The sequence below is a fragment of the Erwinia sp. BNK-24-b genome (genome assembly GCF_047456155.1).
In the GTDB taxonomy this organism is placed as follows: domain Bacteria; phylum Pseudomonadota; class Gammaproteobacteria; order Enterobacterales; family Enterobacteriaceae; genus Erwinia; species Erwinia phyllosphaerae.
Map to the genome: position 1 here is coordinate 2,590,743 of NZ_CP179901.1, position 17,742 is coordinate 2,608,484.

The following is a 17,742-nucleotide window of genomic DNA, read 5'->3' on the forward strand; positions in this document are numbered from 1 at the left end:
CTCAGGACATAATCAGGCCACCGTCAACGTTAATGGTTTGTCCGGTGATGTAATGCGCATCATCGGACGCCAGAAAAGCCACCAGCCCGGCCACGTCCTGCGGCTTTCCGGCGCGCTTTAGCGGAATGCCCTGTACCCACTCGGCCATCAGTTCACCTTTGCCATATTGCTTTTCGCCGCTGAGGATTTCACCCCAGACGCGATCGTTATAGTCCCACATTTCGCTTTCGATAATGCCGGGACAAAAGGCGTTAACGGTAATGTTCCACGGGGCCAGCTCGTGCGCCAGGCTTTGCGTAATACCAATCACGCCCATTTTGCTGGCCGCGTAGTGCGGCGTATAGATAAAGCCCTGCCGTCCCTGGCCGGACGAGGTATTGATCAGGCTGCCGGAGCGCTGCTTAACCATATATTTTGCCGCCTCACGGCAGCAGAGCCAGACGCCTGTGGTATTGACCGCCAGCACCTTTTCAAAATCCGCTTTTGGCATCTTGTCGAAGTGTTCGATGGTGATAATCCCCGCGTTCTGCACCGATACGTCAATGGTGCCAAAACGTTCGGCGGCCTGCTGGTAGAGGTCGATAACCTGCTGTTCATCGGTAACGTCTGCCTGTAGCGCCAGGATCTCAGAACCTGAGCTTTTCAGGCGTTCTGCCGTGGCAAACACCCTTTCTGAGTTTGATACCATCACCAGCCGCGCGCCTTCTTGTGCAAAACGTTCTGCTATCCCCGCCCCGATCCCACGGCAGGCTCCGGTGATCACCACGGTTTTATCCTGAAAATTGTGCTTCATAGTGTGCTCCCTGAACTGAGGTTGTTTGCGGCCAGAGCGTGCGCTGTACCGCGCCGCGCCAGCCTTGCCAGCTTTGTTGCAGAACGGCATGACGGGCTTCGTCGGGCAGCCAGCGGTCGTGTGTCGGCAGTAACGGCAGCAACTGGTCGTCACTCAGCTGCGCCAGCGCTTTGCGCGCCAGCAGTCCGGCACCCAGCGCGGAAAGTTCCGCCGTGCTGCTGCGGGCCACCGGGCAACCCAGCAGATCGGCCTGGAACTGCATCAGCCAGCCATTTTGCGTTGGGCCGCCATCCACCATTAGCGTATTAAGATGAAAATCCTGATGCTGGCGCATCGCGGCTATCACGTCGGCAATCTGATAGGCGATGGCCTCCAGCGCGGCGCGGATCAGATGAGCAGGCGTCACGCCACGGCTTAAGCCGCAAATCAGGCCCCTCGCCTGTTCGTCCCACCAGGGCGCGCCGGTTCCCGTCAGCGCCGGAACAAAATAGACGCCGAGCGTGGAGTCAATGCTCGCAGGCAGGTCGTTCAGCGCGCGGCTTAACACTTCGCCCTTGCCGTCAACCAGACCGGTAGCCTGCGCCATCCAGGCGACGCCGTCGCCGGTATGCGGAATGTTGCCTTCAAGTGCGTAAACCCGCCGCTCGCCGTCGTGCCACGCTATGGTGGTTGCCAGCTGCGTGATGCTCGTATCCGGCGTGGGCAGCGGTGCCATCACCGACGAGCCGGTGCCGTAGGTCGCCTTCACGCTGCCCGGCGCGCCCAGACCATGCCCATAAAGCGCAGCGTGCGAATCGCCTATCATTGCCAGCACGGGCAAACCATCGGCAATGCCGCTCAGGCCGTGCGTGATGCCAAACAGGCCGCTGGAGGGATGAATGGTCGGTAACGCCGCCCGCGGAATGCCGAACAGCGTCAGCATCTGCTCGTCCCAGTCGCCGGTTTGCAGGTTAAGTAACTGAGTACGAGCGGCGTTGGAGGTATCGCAGCGAAACTGCATGCCGCCGGTAAAGTGCCACAGCAGCCAGGCGTCGATAGTGCCCAGACAGAGATCGCCACTGGCGGCCCGTCTGTGGCCGTCAGGCAGGCTGTCCAGCAGCCAGCGCATTTTCGACGCTGAAAACAGCGGTGCAACCGGCAAACCGGTAACTTCGCGGATGAGCGCTTCCTGGCGGTCGTGACGCAGCTGCTCGCAAAACGCTGCCGAGCGCGAACATTGCCAGGTCAGCGCGGCGGCAAGCGGTTTACCGGTCTGGCGTTCCCAGCCCATCACCGTTTCCCGCTGGTTACTGATAGCCAGTGCGGCCACGGATTTGTCACCCACCGCCTGGATCGCTTCGCGCACTACCGTCAGCGACGTCTCCAGCAGCAGCATGCCGTCCTGCTCTACCCAGCCCGACTGCGGCGTATTGACCGACAGCGGGCGCGAAGCCTTGTAAACTATCTGTCCGCGCGCGTCGATTGCCACCGCCTTGACGTTGCTGGTGCCTTCGTCGAGCGCAATAATCAGTTCTCTAGCCATGGCTCACCTCAGAAAGCGTCGGCGTCTGCTTTTTTTCGTGACGGCGCATCAGCACCACCTTGCTTTGCAAACGCTGCTGGAACTGATCAATCACTACCGCACTGACAATCACCAGGCCTTTGATCACCATCTGCCAGAAATCGCTGACGCCCATCATCACCATGCCGTCGGCCAGAAAGACAATGACAAACGCGCCGATAATCGAACCGGAAACGTGACCACGGCCGCCGGACAGCGCGGTGCCGCCCAGCACCGTTGCACCAATGGCGTCCATTTCAAACATATTCCCGGTCATCGGATGGGCGGTTTGCAGCTGGGACGCCACCACCAGGCCAACCAGCGCCGCGCACAGTCCGGAAAAGGCGTAAACAAAGATTTTGACCTTGATGATCGGCACACCGGCCAGCCGCGCGGCCGCCTCGTTGCCGCCGCTGGCGTAGATATAACGGCCCAGCGGCGTCTTGCGCGTGATATACAGCCCGGCCAGCAAAAACCCCACCATCAGCCAGATAGGCAGATAGACGCCCAGAAAGGTGCCGGAGCCGAGCAGTGAGAAGCCGGTATTGCCCAGCTGCGGCAGGCCGGTCAGGTTGGCATAGGTGCTGCCGTCGTTGAACAGCAGCGCCGCGCCGCGCGCAACATACATCATGCCCAGCGTGCAGATAAAAGGCGCCACGCCCAGGCGAGTGATTACCGTTCCGTTGATTAACCCAATGACGACGCCCGCCAGCGCTACGACAAGAAGCACTTCCGGCACGTTTAGAAAGAGTCTGGCTCCCTCCCAGAGCGGCAGGCCGTTGGTTAGCAAAGCGCCCGCGATCATGCCGCAGATCCCCGCCACCGCGCCCACGGAAAGATCGATCCCGCCCGTCAGCACCACCAGCGTCATGCCGATGGCGAGAAGCCCGGTGATGGCAACGTGTTGGGTCATGATCAACAGGTTCGACGGCGTGAAAAAGTTAGGCACCATAATGCTAAAAAAGCCCACCACCAGCAGCAGCGCAATAAAAGTGCGCGCCTTTAACAGATACATGTAAAGCAGGTATTTATGGTTCATTTTGTTATCCTCAACGTCCCTTACGGGCTGGCCTGCGTTCAACTAATCCTGGGGAGTGGAGGCGGCGATAAGCTTTTCACGCGTCGCCTCCGCACGCGGTAAGTCAGCGGTGATCTTGCCGTCCGCCATCACCAGAATGCGGTCAGCCAGGGCCATCACCTCGTCCAGCTCGGAAGACGAGAACATCACCGCCAGCCCTTGCTGCGCCAGCGAACCGACCAGATGGTAAACATCGCTTTTCGCCCCCACGTCGATGCCGCGCGTGGGCTCATCCAGCAACACCACGTTTGGCCCGGTCATCAGCGCCTTGCCCAGCACGACTTTCTGCTGATTGCCGCCGCTCAGGGAGATCACGGGCAGTTCCGCATCGCTGACCTTGATGGCCAGCCGTTGGATCATGCCGTCAACGCGCTCCGCTTCTTCAGCCGGTTTAAGCCAGCTCAGCGCCCGGCGAAAGCCACGCAGGCTGAGATCGCTGAGCGTCATATTGGTTTTGATCGACATGGTTTCGACCACCCCTTCGCCTTTGCGATCTTCCGGCACCAGCGCGATGCCTTTTTTCAGCCGCTGCTGAAAGTTGCGCTTGTCCAGGCATTCGCCGTTTAGCGTGACGCTGCCGCTCTGGCAAGGCATCAGCCCGATAAGCCCTTTAAATAACTCGGTGCGTCCGGCGCCCAGCAGGCCGTAAATCCCGATCACCTCACCCTTGCGCAGCGAAAAAGAGACGTTATTCAGCTTGTAACCGCCGTTTTGCGCCAGCGCGGTTAGCCCACTGACTTCCAGTACCGTTTCGCCCGGCTCCGCCGCGCGGTAGTCAAACTGTTTCTTTTTGTCGCCCACCATCTGCGCAATAATCCAGGGCACGCTGGCATCCTGTACGTCGCGCTCGCTGATAAAGCGTCCGTCGCGGAAAATGGTAATGTGGTCTCCAATTTCCATCAGCTCTTCCAGGCGATGCGAAATATAGATCAGGGTAACGCCACGCCGCTTCAGCGCGGCGATAACGTTAAACAGCACTTTGACTTCCGACTGGCTGAGCGCAGAGGTTGGCTCATCCATGATCAGGACGCGCGTATCTTTGGAGAGCGCGCGGGCAATCTCGACCAGCTGCTGGTGGCCAATGCCCAGCTCGCCCAGCGGCGTCCGGGGATCGATATCCAGCCCCAGCCGCTCCAGCAGCGTTTTCGCCAGCTGGTACTGATACTTTTCGTTAATGCGGCCGCGCTGGAAAAACTCGTTGCCGATAAAGATGTTGTCCATCACGTTCATATTGGGAAACAGGTTCAGCTCCTGAAAAATAATGCTGATGCCCTGCTTTTCTGCCTGGCGGGTCGACCCCAGCGTTACCGGCTCGCCGTCCAGCAAAATCTGCCCTGACGACGGCGTCTCTACCCCCGCCAGCATTTTCATCATGGTGGATTTGCCCGCGCCGTTTTCGCCTATCAGCACATTGACCTTGTTGCGCCAGACGCGATAGTTAACCTGATCCAGCGCGGTGACGCCGGGATAGAGGCGAGAAAGATGACGGGTTTCGATAATCACTTCCGGCAGCGGCCCGGCGTGCGCTTCAGGGTATGCCATACTGCGCTCCTTATTGACGGACAACGCGGGCTGGGGTAACAGCCGGGACGTTTTGCGGGATATCCCAGCTGCTGAAAACGCCGACGACATCCACGGCGTCACCGGGTTTGGGCTTGAGTTTTTGTATCTCGTCAGCGGCCAGCTGATTGATAGCGCGGCCGTAGTCGCCAAACAGCACCTGATCGTTGAAGTCCTGATAGCTGGCCCCTTTATAACCGTCGCGCAGCGCCGTACCGCGCAGGATTGGCCCGGTCTGCACCACCACGCTTTGCCCGCTGCGGTCTTTTACGGTCATTTTGCCGCTGCGCGAGGTGGTATCAACCGACTGCACCGTGCCGGTTATCCTGACCGCAAAGACGCAGGGGTTTTCCTGCTGGCTGCGATAGCCATACTGCTGGCAGGCGCTGTCAAAGTCTTTTGCCGCGGCCAGGCTGGCCAGCAGCTCATTTACCGCTCTGGCGTCATGCTGTATCTGCGGCACGATTTTTTGCTGCCAGCTGGCAGCCACGTTCGCCAGCTGAGGGTTGGGCGGATTTTTTAAATCGGCCAGCTCCTGCTGCGATACGATCCGGCAGCCGGCCAGGGCAAGCGCCGCCCCTGCCAGCCAGATTCGCCTGGACATAGGTTCCTCCTTTCGGCCCGCCTTAGCGGTCAGGGTTGATAGCTAAAATCCTGCACTTTTGCCGCGTTGTCCGGGGTTATCAGCATGCCGCGGAACATCACCCGCTGTTTTGCTGGCCTGGTGCCGTGCTGGATAAAGTTATCAAGATCGCTGACGCCCTCGGCCGCGATAGCCTGCGCCTGTAGCATCACGGTCGCTTTCAGCGTGCCGGCTTTCACCGCGTCGCGCTCGTCGTTGCTGCCGTCAATGCCCACCACCACCACGTCGTTACGGTTTGCCGCCTTAAGGGCTGCGATAGCGCCCAGCGCGACCGGGCCGTTGCCGCAGATCACGCCCTTAACGTCCGGATGCGCCTGCAAGATGCTGTCCATAATGCGCTTGCCGTCGATCAGGGTGCCTTTAGCATCCTGCTTCGCCACGCTTTGCATATCGGGGTACTGGTCAATCACCTGATGGAAAGATTTGGAACGGGTAACGCAGTTGTTGTCGGCGAGATTACAGGTCAGCTCCGCGTACTTGCCTTTTTCGCCCATTTTTTCCACAAAGACGTTAGCGACGTCCGATCCCGCCTGAAAGTTATTGTGGGTTATCTGTCGCAGCGCGACGTTATCAACCGGGATTTCCCGGTTGATCAGCACCACCGGGATCCCGGCGTCTTTGGCTTTCTGCACGGCGGCGACGCTGGCGGTTGAGTCGGCGTTGTCCAGGATAATCCCCTGCACTTTTTTACCGATAGCGGCGTCGATCAGCTCGTTCTGCTTTTTCACATCTTCGCCGTGCGACAGCACCGACGTTTTATAGCCCAGCGCCTGCGCCTTGCTGTTGGCCCCTTTCGCCTCAGAGGCGTAATAAGGATTATCCAGTGAGTTGACCAGAATCATAATGGTGCCTTTTTCCGCCGCGTTGACAGCCTGGGTGCTTAAAACGCCAGCGGTAGCTAACAGAAGTAATCGCATGTTCATAGGTGCGTTGCCTTATCATTATTTGTAGGGTACGGGTACGTGCAAAGAGTGTTACCAGATAGTGAAACCGCCATCGATCATCAGATCGGCCCCGGTGATCATGTCGCTGCCGTTACCGGCAAAGAACAGCACCGCCGCCGCGATCTCATCGGTATAGGCAAAGCGCCCGAGCGGGATCAGTTTTTTCATCGCTTCGCCCTTCTCGCCGCGCCAGGCTTTTTCACCCATTGGCGTCAGCACCACGGTCGGCGAGAGCGTATTGACGTTGATTTTGTGCGGTGCAAACTCCTTAGCCATCACTTTGGTCATGCCGAGCAGACCCGCCTTGGCCGAGGTGTAGGCCACGTGGTTGTCGATAGCGACAGAAGCGGCCTGCGAGGCGATGTTGATAATTTTTCCGCCCTTGCCCGCCTCGATCATCAGTTTTGCCGCCGCCTGCGAGCAAAGGAACGGGCCGGTAAGGTTGACCGCCAGCTGTTTCTGCCATTCGTCGAAGTCCGTTTCCAGCACCGGTTGCAGCATCACGTAGCCTGCGCAGTTCACCAGGATATCGATCTGGCCGTAATGGCTAATGACTTCGGCAAAGGCGTTATTTACGGAATGCGGATCGGTTACGTCGCACTCGATAAAATGCACGCTATCAGCAGCAAACTGGCCCGCCACGTCGTTAACCTTGCTCTGTTCAAAGGCGGGATAGAGCAGCGCCAGCCTTGCGCCTTTCTCCAGCAGCATCTGGTTGCTGGCCATCGCAATCCCGCCCAGGCCACCAGTGACCACCGCCACCTTATTACTTAAATCACCTTTGCTATCTACGCCGTAGCGCAGGTTGACATCATATTCACTGCTCATCCTTGCCTCCTCAGGCAGCAACGGTCTGTTGTAATGCGGCAAGCAACCCTTGCGCATCAATATTGAACTGGCGGCGCAGCGCGGCTCTGGAGCTGCTGTGGGTAAAGGCGTAAGCGGGAATGCCCAGCGGAATAAAGCGCTGGTGCAGCGCATGCTTGTGCATCAGCTCGCCGATAATGCTGGCCAGCCCGCCGCTTAGCGTGTGTTCTTCCATGGTGATGACCTGACGGTGGCTGGCGATCAGCTTGACCACCGCCGCCTCGTCCAGCGGCCACAGAGACGGCAGCGACACCACCGTCATCCCTTTTTCTTCGGTTGCCAGCGCCTCGTGGGCCAGCGTGCCCAGGCAGAACACCACCGTCTCTTCGCCCTGCTGTAACACCTCCGGCTTGCCGGGGACAAAGCGCCAGCTTTCATCGTGCAGCAGCGGCAGCTTGTCGCTGTCCATCCGGATATAAACCGGGCCAGGATGATAGATAGCGTGACGGGTCACGGCGCTGGCCTGCACGGCATCGGCCGGGGCAAAAACCTGTAGATTGCCAAAGGTGCGGGCAATGGCGATATCGTTGGTGCAGTGGTGCGTTGCACCAAGCGGACCATAGGCAAACCCGGCGTTCAGACCCAGCATTTTGACGTTGGTGTCGGTGTAGCAGACATCGTTTTTTACCTGCTCGTTGGCGCGGGCAAACAGAAAAGGCGCGGCGTTGGCGGTAAAGACCGTGCTGCCGCTGAGCGACACGCCCGCTGCCATGCCCACCATGTTCTGTTCGGCAATGCCGACGTTGATCACGCGCTGTGGAAACGCTTTTTCAAACGGCGCGATTTTTGATGTAGAGGTGGAGTCAGCCACCATCACGCTAAGATTTGCGCCTTTCTGCTGCTCTGCAAGCAGCGTGGCGATAACGGCGTCGCGTAAGTCTTGCATTACTGTTCCTCCAGTTCCGCCAGCCCCTGAGCCAGCTGTTGATCGTCAGGCACGGCATGGTGCCAGGCCGGGACGTTAGCCATAAAGGAGATGCCGTGGCCTTTTTCGGTATTGGCCAGGATCACCCGAGGCTTGCCGCTGCCGGGCTGGTTGACCGCACCGGCTATTGCCTGCGGATCGTGGCCGTCACACTCCAGCACCTCAAAACCAAAGGCCCGCCACTTATCCGCCAGCGGCTCCAGCGGCATAATGTCTTCCGTTTTGCCCGCCAGCTGCAGGCGGTTACGGTCAACAATGGCAATCAGATTATCGAGTTTGAACTTGCTGGCGGACATGGCCGCCTCCCAGTTGGATCCCTCCGCCAGCTCGCCGTCGCCCAGCAGCACAAAGACGCGCCGATGCGCCAGCCCGGCAAGGCGGTTGCCCAGCGCCAGCCCTACCGCAATCGGCAGGCCGTGTCCCAGACCGCCCGAGTTAATCTCCACCAGCTCCGGTAGCTTCTGCCGGATGGGATGCCCGGCCAGCAGCGTGTCGTCGCCCATAAACTGCGTTAACACCTCCGGCTGGATCATGCCCATTGCCGCCGCGCAGCAGTAAAGTCCGCCCGCGCCGTGCCCCTTGGAGAGAATAAAACGATCCCGATCCGGCCTGGCCGCCCCGCAGTCCATGACGCCCATAAACAGCGTGCAGATGATATCTACCTCGGAAAGATCGGCACCCGTATGGCCCTTGCCAGCCCGATGATTCATTTGCAGAACATAACGCCGGGCCTGGCGCGCTGTCTGTTTGATTGCCTGAAAATCCATCATTACCTCAGCTCCGGGTCGCGTGACAGGTCCGCTTTTGGCTAACGGCCTGCGACATTGGTTTTCGAATAAAAATATATACTATCGATAAGAAGCATAATGTGGCGCAGTTCAAACTTCAAACAAAAGCGATCTTTTAAATGGGAAAGAACGATCTTAATAAAAAGTAAATAAAATCAGCATATTATTAAAAAGCTTCGTCAGGAAGCGGATCGTCGCCTTAAAAAAAGATTGTCATATACGCTCTTTTGACTTTTATTCGAAAATCAGTGCGCCATAGCGAAATTCGCATTCGGCTGCAACCAGGGTTACTATTTGCGGTAAACAGAGCGCTGAAACGGGCTGAAACGCAGAAAAAAGCGAAGGGAGAGTAGCGGTTGAAAAGCAAAAGTGAGCAGCTGGCGGATATGCAACAGCGACGTGAAAAAATTCTGGAAATGATCCGTGAAGATGGCACCGTGACGGTTAAAAAGCTGACCGAAGCCTTTGATTTGACGGAAGCTACCATTCGCACCGATTTACGCGTGCTGCAAAAGGAAGGATTTGTACAGCGTTATCATGGCGGCGCAACGCTGATGACCGGCAAGCAAAATACCGGCGCGCTACAGCTGGAGCGACAAACGCATCTGGAGCAGAAGGCCGCGATTGGCCGGCTGGCGGCTACGCATATCGAAAATGGGGATACCGTAATTTTCGATTCCGGCACCACAACCACCGCTATCGCCGAGTATCTGGGACATATTCGCAGGCTGTCGGTGGTCACCACGGCGGTGAATATCGCGCTAAAGCTGGGTGGCGAGCCGGGTATTAATATCCTGCTGACCGGCGGCACCTTTAAGTTTCCGACGCTCTCCACTTCCGGCGAAAAGGCCGCCAGCTTTTTTGAAAACGTGCTGGCGCAGAAGCTCTTTCTGGCGACGGCCTGTATTTCACCCAGGCTGGGGCTGAGCTTTCCCAGCGAAACCGATATCAAAGTTAAAACGGCGATGATTAAATCGGCCAGCACCGTCTACGTGGTGGCCGACTCCAGCAAAATCGACAAGGTGTCGATGTTCGCTCTGCCCTGTGACTGGAGCAATATCCACTATTTGATTACCGACAGCGGCATCTCTGCGCAGGCCGTCGCCGCGTTCGAAGCGCTGGGCGTCAATGTATTAGTCGCGTCGTAAAGCGCAACGACCTCGCCCACAATTAGCAGGGCGGGTGACTGTGGCCGCTCGCGCTCTACCGTGGCGGCAAGCTGGCCCAGAGAAGTCACCGTTACGCGCTGGCTGGCCCGCGTGCCGCGCTCGATAATGGCCGCTGGCGTATCTGCGCTGCGGCCATGCGCTACCAGCCCCGCGCTTAATGCCGCGCTCCATGTCAGCCCCATATAAAAAACCAGCGTCTGCCGGGCGTCACACAGGCTTTGCCAGTCGAACGCCGGCAAGCCCTCTTTGCCGTGTCCGGTAATAAACCGCACCGACTGCGCCAGCCCGCGGTGCGTCAGCGGAATGCCCGTCGCGGCAGCGCAGCCTGTCGCGGCGGTAATGCCCGGCACGATATGGCAGACAATGCCCGCCTCTTTTAGCGCCAGCATCTCTTCGCCGCCGCGGCCAAAAATAAAGGGATCGCCCCCTTTCAGACGCACAACCTGTTTTCCGGCGTCGGCCAGATCGATCAACAGCTGGTTGATCTGCTCCTGCTCCATCGCCCGGCAGCCCGGACTTTTACCCACGTCAATACAAAGCGCCGTCTCCGGGATCAGCGCCATAATCTCTTCACTGACCAGCCGATCGTAAACCACCACTTCGGCTCCGCTAATCAGGCGCAGCGCTTTTACCGTCAGCAGATCCGCATCGCCCGGGCCGGCACCGGTTAGCCAGACGCAGCCTTTAGCCTGCTGGCTGACCGGCGCCAGGAGTTTGTCGAGAGCAGGAAGAATATTTGTCATAGTTACCTCGCGCTGGCTGACCGCTCACGCGCGATCAGCTGGGTTAATTCAGGAATACAGGAGCCGCAGTTGGTGCCGCACTTAAGCTTTTCACCCAGGGCGGCCGCGCTATGGCAGCCTTCGCCGATAGCGGCCAGGATCTGGTTTTCGCCAACGCCAAAGCAGCTGCAAATCGTTTTGCCCCGGCTGCTGGTGGCCGCACGTCCCGCCAGCAGATTAAATCGCGCGGCTGCCGTGGCGGGTGGCGAGCAAAAGGCGTGCGCCACGGCCTCGGCGTCGCAGATCGCCGCCCTGCCGCCGAAAAAAGCGACCGCCAGTTGGCCATTTTTCCAGCCAAGCAGATGGAAATAATCTTCGGATTCAGCAACCTGAAGCTGTAGCCTCGCTATAAACGCCTGCTGTTCCAGCCAGCGCCGCGCCGCACCCTTTCCGGCCAGCTGATAGCGCGTCGCGCCCGCTTCCGGGATTTTTGTCCACCAGCTCAGGCCGTCGGGACGGCAATGCTCTTTCAGCCACAGCGTTGCCTGCCAGTCATGTTCCCAGCGGCTAATTCTCACCGCCGTTTGCTTGCTCTCCGGCTGACCAGATTCGGGACAAACCTCGGGCGCGACCAGCGCGTCAACGTTCGCCTGGCTGCAAAACTGCCGGTTCCAGTGCATCGGCAAAAACAGCGTGCCCGGCTGCTGTCCCGCATCCAGCTTTGCGCGGCAGGCCAGCCAGCCCTGCGCAGACTGTACCCGCACCAGGTCACCTTCGCTCACGCCATAAAGCACCGCATCCTGCGGGTGAACGGCACAAAAAGGTTCACCTGCATGCTGCATCAGACGCGGAACATGGCCGGTGCGCGTCATGGTGTGCCACTGATCGCGGATGCGGCCGGTATTGGCAATAAGGGGATAACGGGCAGAAGGCTGCGCTATCGGCAGACGTGGCCGGACAGCCAGCATCCGCGCTTTGCCGTCGGCATGGTAAAAGCGGCGGTCGGTAAATAATCTGGCGCAGCCCTCGGGAAAGCGTTGATTAACCGGCCACTGGATCGGCGACAGGGTGTCCCACTGCTGGTTACTTATCGTCGCCAGCCCGCTGATATCAAAAGCGCGGCTGCCGTCATTTTCAAAGCCGGAAAGCGCGGCGTGCTCGCGAAAAATTTCTGCCGGATGCTGCCAGTCAAAGGCGCCGGCGAAGCCCAGCCGCTGCGCCACCTGCGCCAGCATCCACCAGTCTGGCCGCGCTTCTCCGGCTGGCGCAACGAAAGCGCGCTGCCGGGAGATGCGCCGCTCGGAGTTGGTGACGGTGCCGTTCTTTTCGCCCCAGCCCTGCGCAGGTAGCAGAATATCGGCCAGTAGCGTGGTATCAGTCTGCGCGCAGACGTCGGAAACGATCACCAGCGGACAGTGCCGCAGCGCCTGCGCCACCGCCTCGCTGTCCGGCAGAGAAACGGCGGGATTGGTAGCCATAATCCATACGGCCTTGATTTCGCCGCGGCCCATCGCCTGGAAAAGATCGACGGCTTTCAATCCGGCGCTGTCGGCTACCCTTGCGCTGCCCCAGAACCGCCGTAGCCGATCGACCTCCGCTTCGCTGAAGCCCATATGAGCCGCCAGCTGATTGGCCAGCCCGCCCACTTCCCGGCCGCCCATTGCGTTTGGCTGCCCGGTCAGCGAAAAGGGCCCGCTGCCCGGCCTGCCGATTTTGCCGCTGGCAAGATGAACGTTAATAATGGCATTGCATTTATCACTGCCGCTGGTGGACTGGTTGATGCCCATACAGTAGAGCGTCAGCACTTCCTGCGTTGTCGTAAACAGGCGATAGAAGTGGCGTACTTCCGCCACGCTGAGCTGGCAGAACGCCGCCACCGCTTCCGGCGTCCAGTCGGCGGCGCTGCTGAGCGCCTCGTCAAGCCCCACCAGCTGCGGCCGCATAGCAGCGTTTATACCCGCTTGCTGCGCCAGCCAGTTAAGCAGACCGGCGAAAAGGGCGGCATCACTACCGGGTTTTAGCGCCAGATGATAATCGGCCACGTCACAGGTTGCCGTCCGCCGTGGATCGATAACCACCACCTTAAGCGCCGGGTTGGCTTTTTTCGCCTGCACCAGCCGCTGATACGCTACCGGATGCGCCCACGCCATATTGGAGCCGGTCACGATTGCCAGCCCGGTCTGCTGAAGATCGTCATAGCAGCACGGCACCGCATCGGCCCCCAGCGCCCGCTTGTAGCCCACTACTGCCGAAGCCATACACAGGCGCGAATTGGTATCGATATTTGCCACGCCCAAAAAGCCTTTCATCAGCTTATTAGCAACGTAATAATCCTCCGTCAGCAGCTGGCCGGAGGCGTAAAAAGCCACCGCCTGCGGCCCGTATTCGCGGATAGTCTGTTGCAGCCGCGCAGCCACTTCATCCAGCGCCGTTTCCCAGCTGACCTGCTGCCCGTCTACCTGCGGATGCAGTAACCTGCCCTGCGGCGTCAGCGTTTCGCCCAGCGCGGAGCCTTTTACGCACAGCCGTCCGAAATTGGCTGGATGCGCCTTGTCACCGGCTACCTGATAGCCGCCCTGTTCCTGCCGGGTGACTTCCACGCCGCAGCCTACGCCACAGTAAGGACAGGTTGTTTTCATAACGCCACCGGCTCGGCCAGCGCGGGTTGCAGAGTGGCGACCCACACTTTGCCGTTGGCTATTTTTACCGGCCAGCTGCGTACCGCCGGGCCACTGCCGTCCGGCGCTTTGCCGTCACGCAGGCGAAAACGCTGTTTATAGAGCGGCGAGATAACGATGGGGTCTCCGGCGCTGTCGCCCAGGATGCCGCGTGACAGCACGCAGGCCGTGGTTCCCGGCTCGTTGTCATCCAGCGCATAAACCTTATCGTGCAGGCGGAACAGGGCTATACGCTGCTGACCCAGCCGCGCGCCGATCCCTGCCTGCGGTGGGATATCCTCAAGGCGGCAGATTTCCGTCCAGGGCTGCTCTTGCGCACTGGTCGTCGGCAGCGGTACAGAGGCGGGGGCAATCTGGCCCCGCACCTGATGAAAATGCACGCTCTCATCCGGCCGGTCACTGTTTAACGTGGCGCGGAACAGCGCCAGCCGGTCAGGATTGGCCAGCGTGGTCTGCCATTCGCACTGATAGCTTGCCACCACGCGAGCCATTTCCTGCTCCAGTTCAGCCGCAATTCCCAGCGAATCTTCCATCACTACCTGCCGCAGATAGTCCAGCCCACCTTCCAGATTATCCATCCAGACGCTGGTACGCTGCAGACGGTCTGCCGTGCGCACGTAAAACATCAGCAGCCTGTCGACGTAGCGGATTAGCGTGGCGTCATCAAGATCGCTGGCGAAAAGATCGGCATGGCGTGGTTTCATGCCCCCGTTGCCGCAGACATACAGGTTCCAGCCTTTTTCCGTGGCGATGACGCCGATATCTTTGCTCTGCGCCTCGGCGCACTCGCGGGTGCAGCCTGAAACCGCCATTTTAATTTTGTGCGGCGCACGCAGACCCTTATAGCGCTCTTCCAGCTCTATCGCGAAACGGGTTGAATCCTGCACGCCATAGCGGCACCACGTTGAGCCAACGCAGGATTTCACCGTGCGCAGCGACTTGCCGTAGGCGTGACCCGTTTCGAACCCCGCTGCCAGCAGCTCCTGCCAGATGACGGGAAGCTGATCCAGCCGGGCACCAAACAGATCGATACGCTGGCCGCCAGTAATTTTGCAGTAAAGACCGTAACGGTCGGCTACCTGGCCAATAGCGATCAGCCCTGCCGGCGTGATTTCACCCGCCGGCACGCGCGGCACAACCGAATAGGTGCCGTCTTTCTGGATATTGGCAAAATAGCGGTCGTTGGTATCCTGCAAAGGCAGATGCTGCGGCTTCAGCAGATAGTCGTTCCAGCACGAAGCCAGCAGCGATGCCGCCAGCGGCTTGCAGATTTCACAGCCTATCCCTTTACCATGTTTTGCCAGCAGCTGGTCAAAAGTTTTAATTTCCTGGGTGCGGATCAGGTGATACAGCTCCTGGCGAGACCAGGCGAAGTGTTCGCATATATCTTTTTTAACTTCTACACCTTGGCTGGCGAGCTGGAACTCCATCACCTGCTTCACCAGCGCCGCGCAGCCGCCGCAGCCGGTAGCCGCTTTGGTGCAGCTTTTTAGCGCACTCATATCGCCGCAGCCCGCCGTAACCGCCGAGCAGATATCGCCTTTGCTAACGTTATGGCAGGAGCAGACCTGGGCGCTGTTCGGCAAGGCCGCTACGCCGGGCGCTTTGGCTGGCACCGTGCCGGGAAGAATCAAAGATTCGGGCGCGTTCGGCAGCGCCATCGCGTTGAGCATCATCTGTAACAGCGTGCTGTATTCGCTGCTGTCGCCAACCAGCACGCCGCCCAGCAGCCGTTTTTTATCGCCGGAAACCACGATTTTTTTGTAGATCTCCTGAGGCTCATTCATCCAGAAGTAGCTTTGACTGCCCGCTGTACGCCCGTGCGCGTCGCCGAAAGAGGCAACTTCTACGCCCAGCAGTTTGAGTTTGGTACTAATGTCCGCGCCGGTGAATGCGCCTGCTTCCCCTGCCAGCGTCGCCGCCAGTACCCTTGCCATTTGATACCCGGGTGCCACCAGGCCGAAGATTTGCCCGTTCCACAATGCGCATTCCCCGATAGCATAGATATCGGCATCGGACGTGGCACAGCTATCGTCGACGACGATGCCGCCACGCGGCCCCAGCGTCAGGCCAGCTTCGGCGGCAAGCTGGTCGCGCGGGCGGATACCGGCAGAAAACAGCAGCAGATCGGTAGTCAGCGTGCTGCCGTCGGCAAAATCAAGCCGCAGCGCACCGTCCGGCTGCGGCGTGATGCACTCGGTCGCTTTGCTGGTATGCACCGCAACGCCCAGCGCTTCGATTTTATGGCGCAGCATGCTTGCGCCACCGTCGTCCAGCTGTACCGCCATCAGGCGCGGCGCAAACTCGACCACCGCGGTTTCCAGTCCAAGCTGTTTGAGCGCGTTGGCGGCCTCCAGCCCCAGTAAGCCGCCGCCAATCACCACGCCTTTACTGGCCGTCTGCGCTCTGGCGGCAATGGCATCCAGATCGTCCAGCGTGCGATAGACAAAGCAGCCTGCGGCGTCGTTGCCGGGGATCGGCGGGACAAAGGCGTAAGATCCGGTCGCCAGAACCAGCTTGTCCCAGGCCATCTCGTGTCCGTTAGCCTCGCGCACGCAGCGGCGCTGTCGGTCGATAGCCACAATCGGGCAGTGGCTACGCAGCTCAATACCGTGTTCAGCAAAAAAATTGTCCGTCACCAGCGACAGTTCGGCGTGGCCTTTTCCGGCAAAGTATTCGGAGAGATGGACGCGGTCGTAGGCGACATGCCGCTCTTCACCATACACAACGATGTGAAATTTCAGATGCTGACCGCTGGCAACCAGCTGCTCAAGAAAATGGTGGCTGACCATACCGTGGCCCACGACAACTAATGTAGGTTTGCTCATGCTCTGTTTTCCTGCAGCCTCTGGCTGCGTTGCGGTTTCAGGATCCAGCAGCGCGCGCGCGCAAACCTGCTGGCCGTCGCGCATCTTCTGCAATAGGGTTTCGCCGTCGCTGACATCGCCATACAGCAGGATGCCTTTTAATCTGCCGTCAGCGAGGATCAGACGGCGGTAGTCGCCGCTTAGCGGATCGAGGGCGTAAGCGGACTGACAGTCGGGAGCATCACGCAGGTCGCCCGCGCTGAACACGGAGACGCCCGTGACCTTCAGGCGGGTGCCTGTTTCTTCGGTGTAAAAATCGGCGATGGGCTCTCCGGCCAGACGGTGCGCCAGTACCTTCGCCTGCGCCAGGCAGGGAGCCAGCAGCCCCCAGGTTTCGCCGTCGATTTCACCGCATTCCCCAACCGCGCTGATAGTGGGGCTGCGGGTCTGGCACTGACGGTTGATTAGCACACCACGCCCGCACGCCATGCCCGCTTCCTGCGCCAGCGAGATATCTGGCGCGACACCGATAGCCATGATGACGCAGGCCGCTGGCAGACGGCTGCCGTCGTTCAGCTCGACCGTGCTGGCCGTGATGGCCGACAGCTGTGCCTTTAACCGGCAAACCACGCCGCGCTGTTGCAGCTCCGTCAGCAGCAGTTCGCCAGCCTGACTGTCCAGCTGCCTGTCCATCAGCCAGCCGTTACGATGCAGTAACGTGACTTCGCGGCCACGCAGCCGCAGCGCTGCCGCCGCTTCAATACCTAACAGCCCACCGCCGACAACCACTACCGGGCCATCGCTGCCAAGCATCTGTTCCACATCCGCCAGCGTGCGAAAACCGATCACGTGCGGCAGATCGCTGCCCGGCACCCTGGGTATGACGGGGCGCGATCCGGTCGCCAGCAGCAGGTGATCCCACTGCAAATGGCGACGAGCAGTGATGACCGTACGGCTCTGGAGGTGCAGCGACAGCGCCGGTTCGTCACTCAGCAACGTAATATCACGCTGCTGATACCATGCAGGCGGATGCAGCAGCGTTTGCGCAAACGTCTTTTCCCCGCTCAGGACGGGCGAAAGCATAATGCGGTTATAGTTACCCCAGGGTTCGCGGCCGATTACTGTAATGCGATAGCGCGTCGGTGCCAGCTGCCACAGCGTTTCCACCGTGCGCATCGCCGCCATGCCGTTGCCGATCACCACCAGATGCTCTGCCATAGCGCGCTCC

The 17,742-nt window shown here is 59.7% G+C and carries 13 protein-coding genes; 1 reads left to right on the top strand and 12 read right to left on the bottom strand.

Going from position 1 to position 17,742, the window contains the following annotated elements; all coding sequences use genetic code 11:
- Nucleotide 1 precedes the first annotated feature (1 nt).
- Genes ACMGGR_RS11665 through ACMGGR_RS11705 form a run of 9 tightly spaced genes read right to left on the bottom strand, consistent with a single transcriptional unit; the run spans nt 2 to nt 9,117 of the window.
- Nucleotides 2–793, bottom strand: a complete 792-nt coding sequence (locus tag ACMGGR_RS11665; protein ID WP_246759082.1) for a glucose 1-dehydrogenase — start codon at nt 791–793, stop codon at nt 2–4.
- Nucleotides 771–2,315, bottom strand: a complete 1,545-nt coding sequence (locus tag ACMGGR_RS11670; RefSeq protein WP_414146939.1) for an FGGY family carbohydrate kinase — start codon at nt 2,313–2,315, stop codon at nt 771–773. Before ACMGGR_RS11670 ends, ACMGGR_RS11665 begins: the two co-directional genes overlap by 23 nt.
- Nucleotides 2,308–3,372, bottom strand: a complete 1,065-nt coding sequence (locus ACMGGR_RS11675; RefSeq protein ID WP_414146940.1) for an ABC transporter permease — start codon at nt 3,370–3,372, stop codon at nt 2,308–2,310. Before ACMGGR_RS11675 ends, ACMGGR_RS11670 begins: the two co-directional genes overlap by 8 nt.
- A 42-nt stretch (nt 3,373–3,414) precedes the next feature.
- Nucleotides 3,415–4,953: a sugar ABC transporter ATP-binding protein gene (locus ACMGGR_RS11680; protein ID WP_414146941.1), complete on the bottom strand. Its 1,539-nt coding sequence runs from the start codon at nt 4,951–4,953 to the stop codon at nt 3,415–3,417.
- Nucleotides 4,954–4,963: 10 nt separating this feature from the next.
- Nucleotides 4,964–5,575, bottom strand: a complete 612-nt coding sequence (locus tag ACMGGR_RS11685) for a DUF2291 family protein (RefSeq protein WP_246759077.1) — start codon at nt 5,573–5,575, stop codon at nt 4,964–4,966.
- Nucleotides 5,576–5,604: 29 nt separating this feature from the next.
- Nucleotides 5,605–6,537: a D-ribose ABC transporter substrate-binding protein gene (locus ACMGGR_RS11690; protein ID WP_414146942.1), complete on the bottom strand. Its 933-nt coding sequence runs from the start codon at nt 6,535–6,537 to the stop codon at nt 5,605–5,607.
- Nucleotides 6,538–6,588: 51 nt separating this feature from the next.
- Nucleotides 6,589–7,386 carry a GolD/DthD family dehydrogenase gene (locus ACMGGR_RS11695; protein ID WP_414146943.1) on the bottom strand — a complete coding sequence of 266 codons (798 nt, stop codon included), beginning with the start codon at nt 7,384–7,386 and terminating at the stop codon, nt 6,589–6,591.
- A 10-nt stretch (nt 7,387–7,396) separates the two neighbouring features.
- The gene (locus tag ACMGGR_RS11700; RefSeq protein WP_414146944.1) at nt 7,397–8,311 is read right to left on the bottom strand and encodes a transketolase family protein; all 915 of its coding nucleotides are present in this window, start codon (nt 8,309–8,311) and stop codon (nt 7,397–7,399) included.
- Entirely contained in the window at nt 8,311–9,117 is an 807-nt protein-coding gene (locus ACMGGR_RS11705) for a transketolase (RefSeq protein ID WP_246759300.1), read from the bottom strand. The genes ACMGGR_RS11700 and ACMGGR_RS11705 overlap by 1 nt, the downstream gene beginning before the upstream one ends.
- A gap of 377 nt (nt 9,118–9,494) precedes the next feature.
- Here ACMGGR_RS11705 and ACMGGR_RS11710 point away from each other — a divergent pair, with 377 nt between their 5' ends.
- Complete coding sequence (locus tag ACMGGR_RS11710) at nt 9,495–10,286, top strand: DeoR/GlpR family DNA-binding transcription regulator (protein WP_246759073.1); 792 nt, start codon at nt 9,495–9,497, stop codon at nt 10,284–10,286.
- On the opposite strand, the gene cobA is transcribed toward ACMGGR_RS11710, so the two are convergent.
- Genes cobA through nirB form a run of 3 tightly spaced genes read right to left on the bottom strand, consistent with a single transcriptional unit; the run spans nt 10,202 to nt 17,732 of the window.
- A complete protein-coding gene (gene cobA, locus ACMGGR_RS11715; protein ID WP_414146945.1) occupies nt 10,202–11,050 on the bottom strand; it encodes a uroporphyrinogen-III C-methyltransferase in 849 nt (282 codons plus the stop codon). The genes ACMGGR_RS11710 and cobA overlap by 85 nt on opposite strands.
- A gap of 2 nt (nt 11,051–11,052) precedes the next feature.
- Complete coding sequence (locus ACMGGR_RS11720) at nt 11,053–13,668, bottom strand: molybdopterin-dependent oxidoreductase (protein ID WP_414146946.1); 2,616 nt, start codon at nt 13,666–13,668, stop codon at nt 11,053–11,055.
- Nucleotides 13,665–17,732 carry a nitrite reductase large subunit NirB gene (gene nirB / locus ACMGGR_RS11725; RefSeq protein ID WP_414146947.1) on the bottom strand — a complete coding sequence of 1,356 codons (4,068 nt, stop codon included), beginning with the start codon at nt 17,730–17,732 and terminating at the stop codon, nt 13,665–13,667. The genes ACMGGR_RS11720 and nirB overlap by 4 nt, the downstream gene beginning before the upstream one ends.
- Nucleotides 17,733–17,742 lie beyond the last annotated feature (10 nt).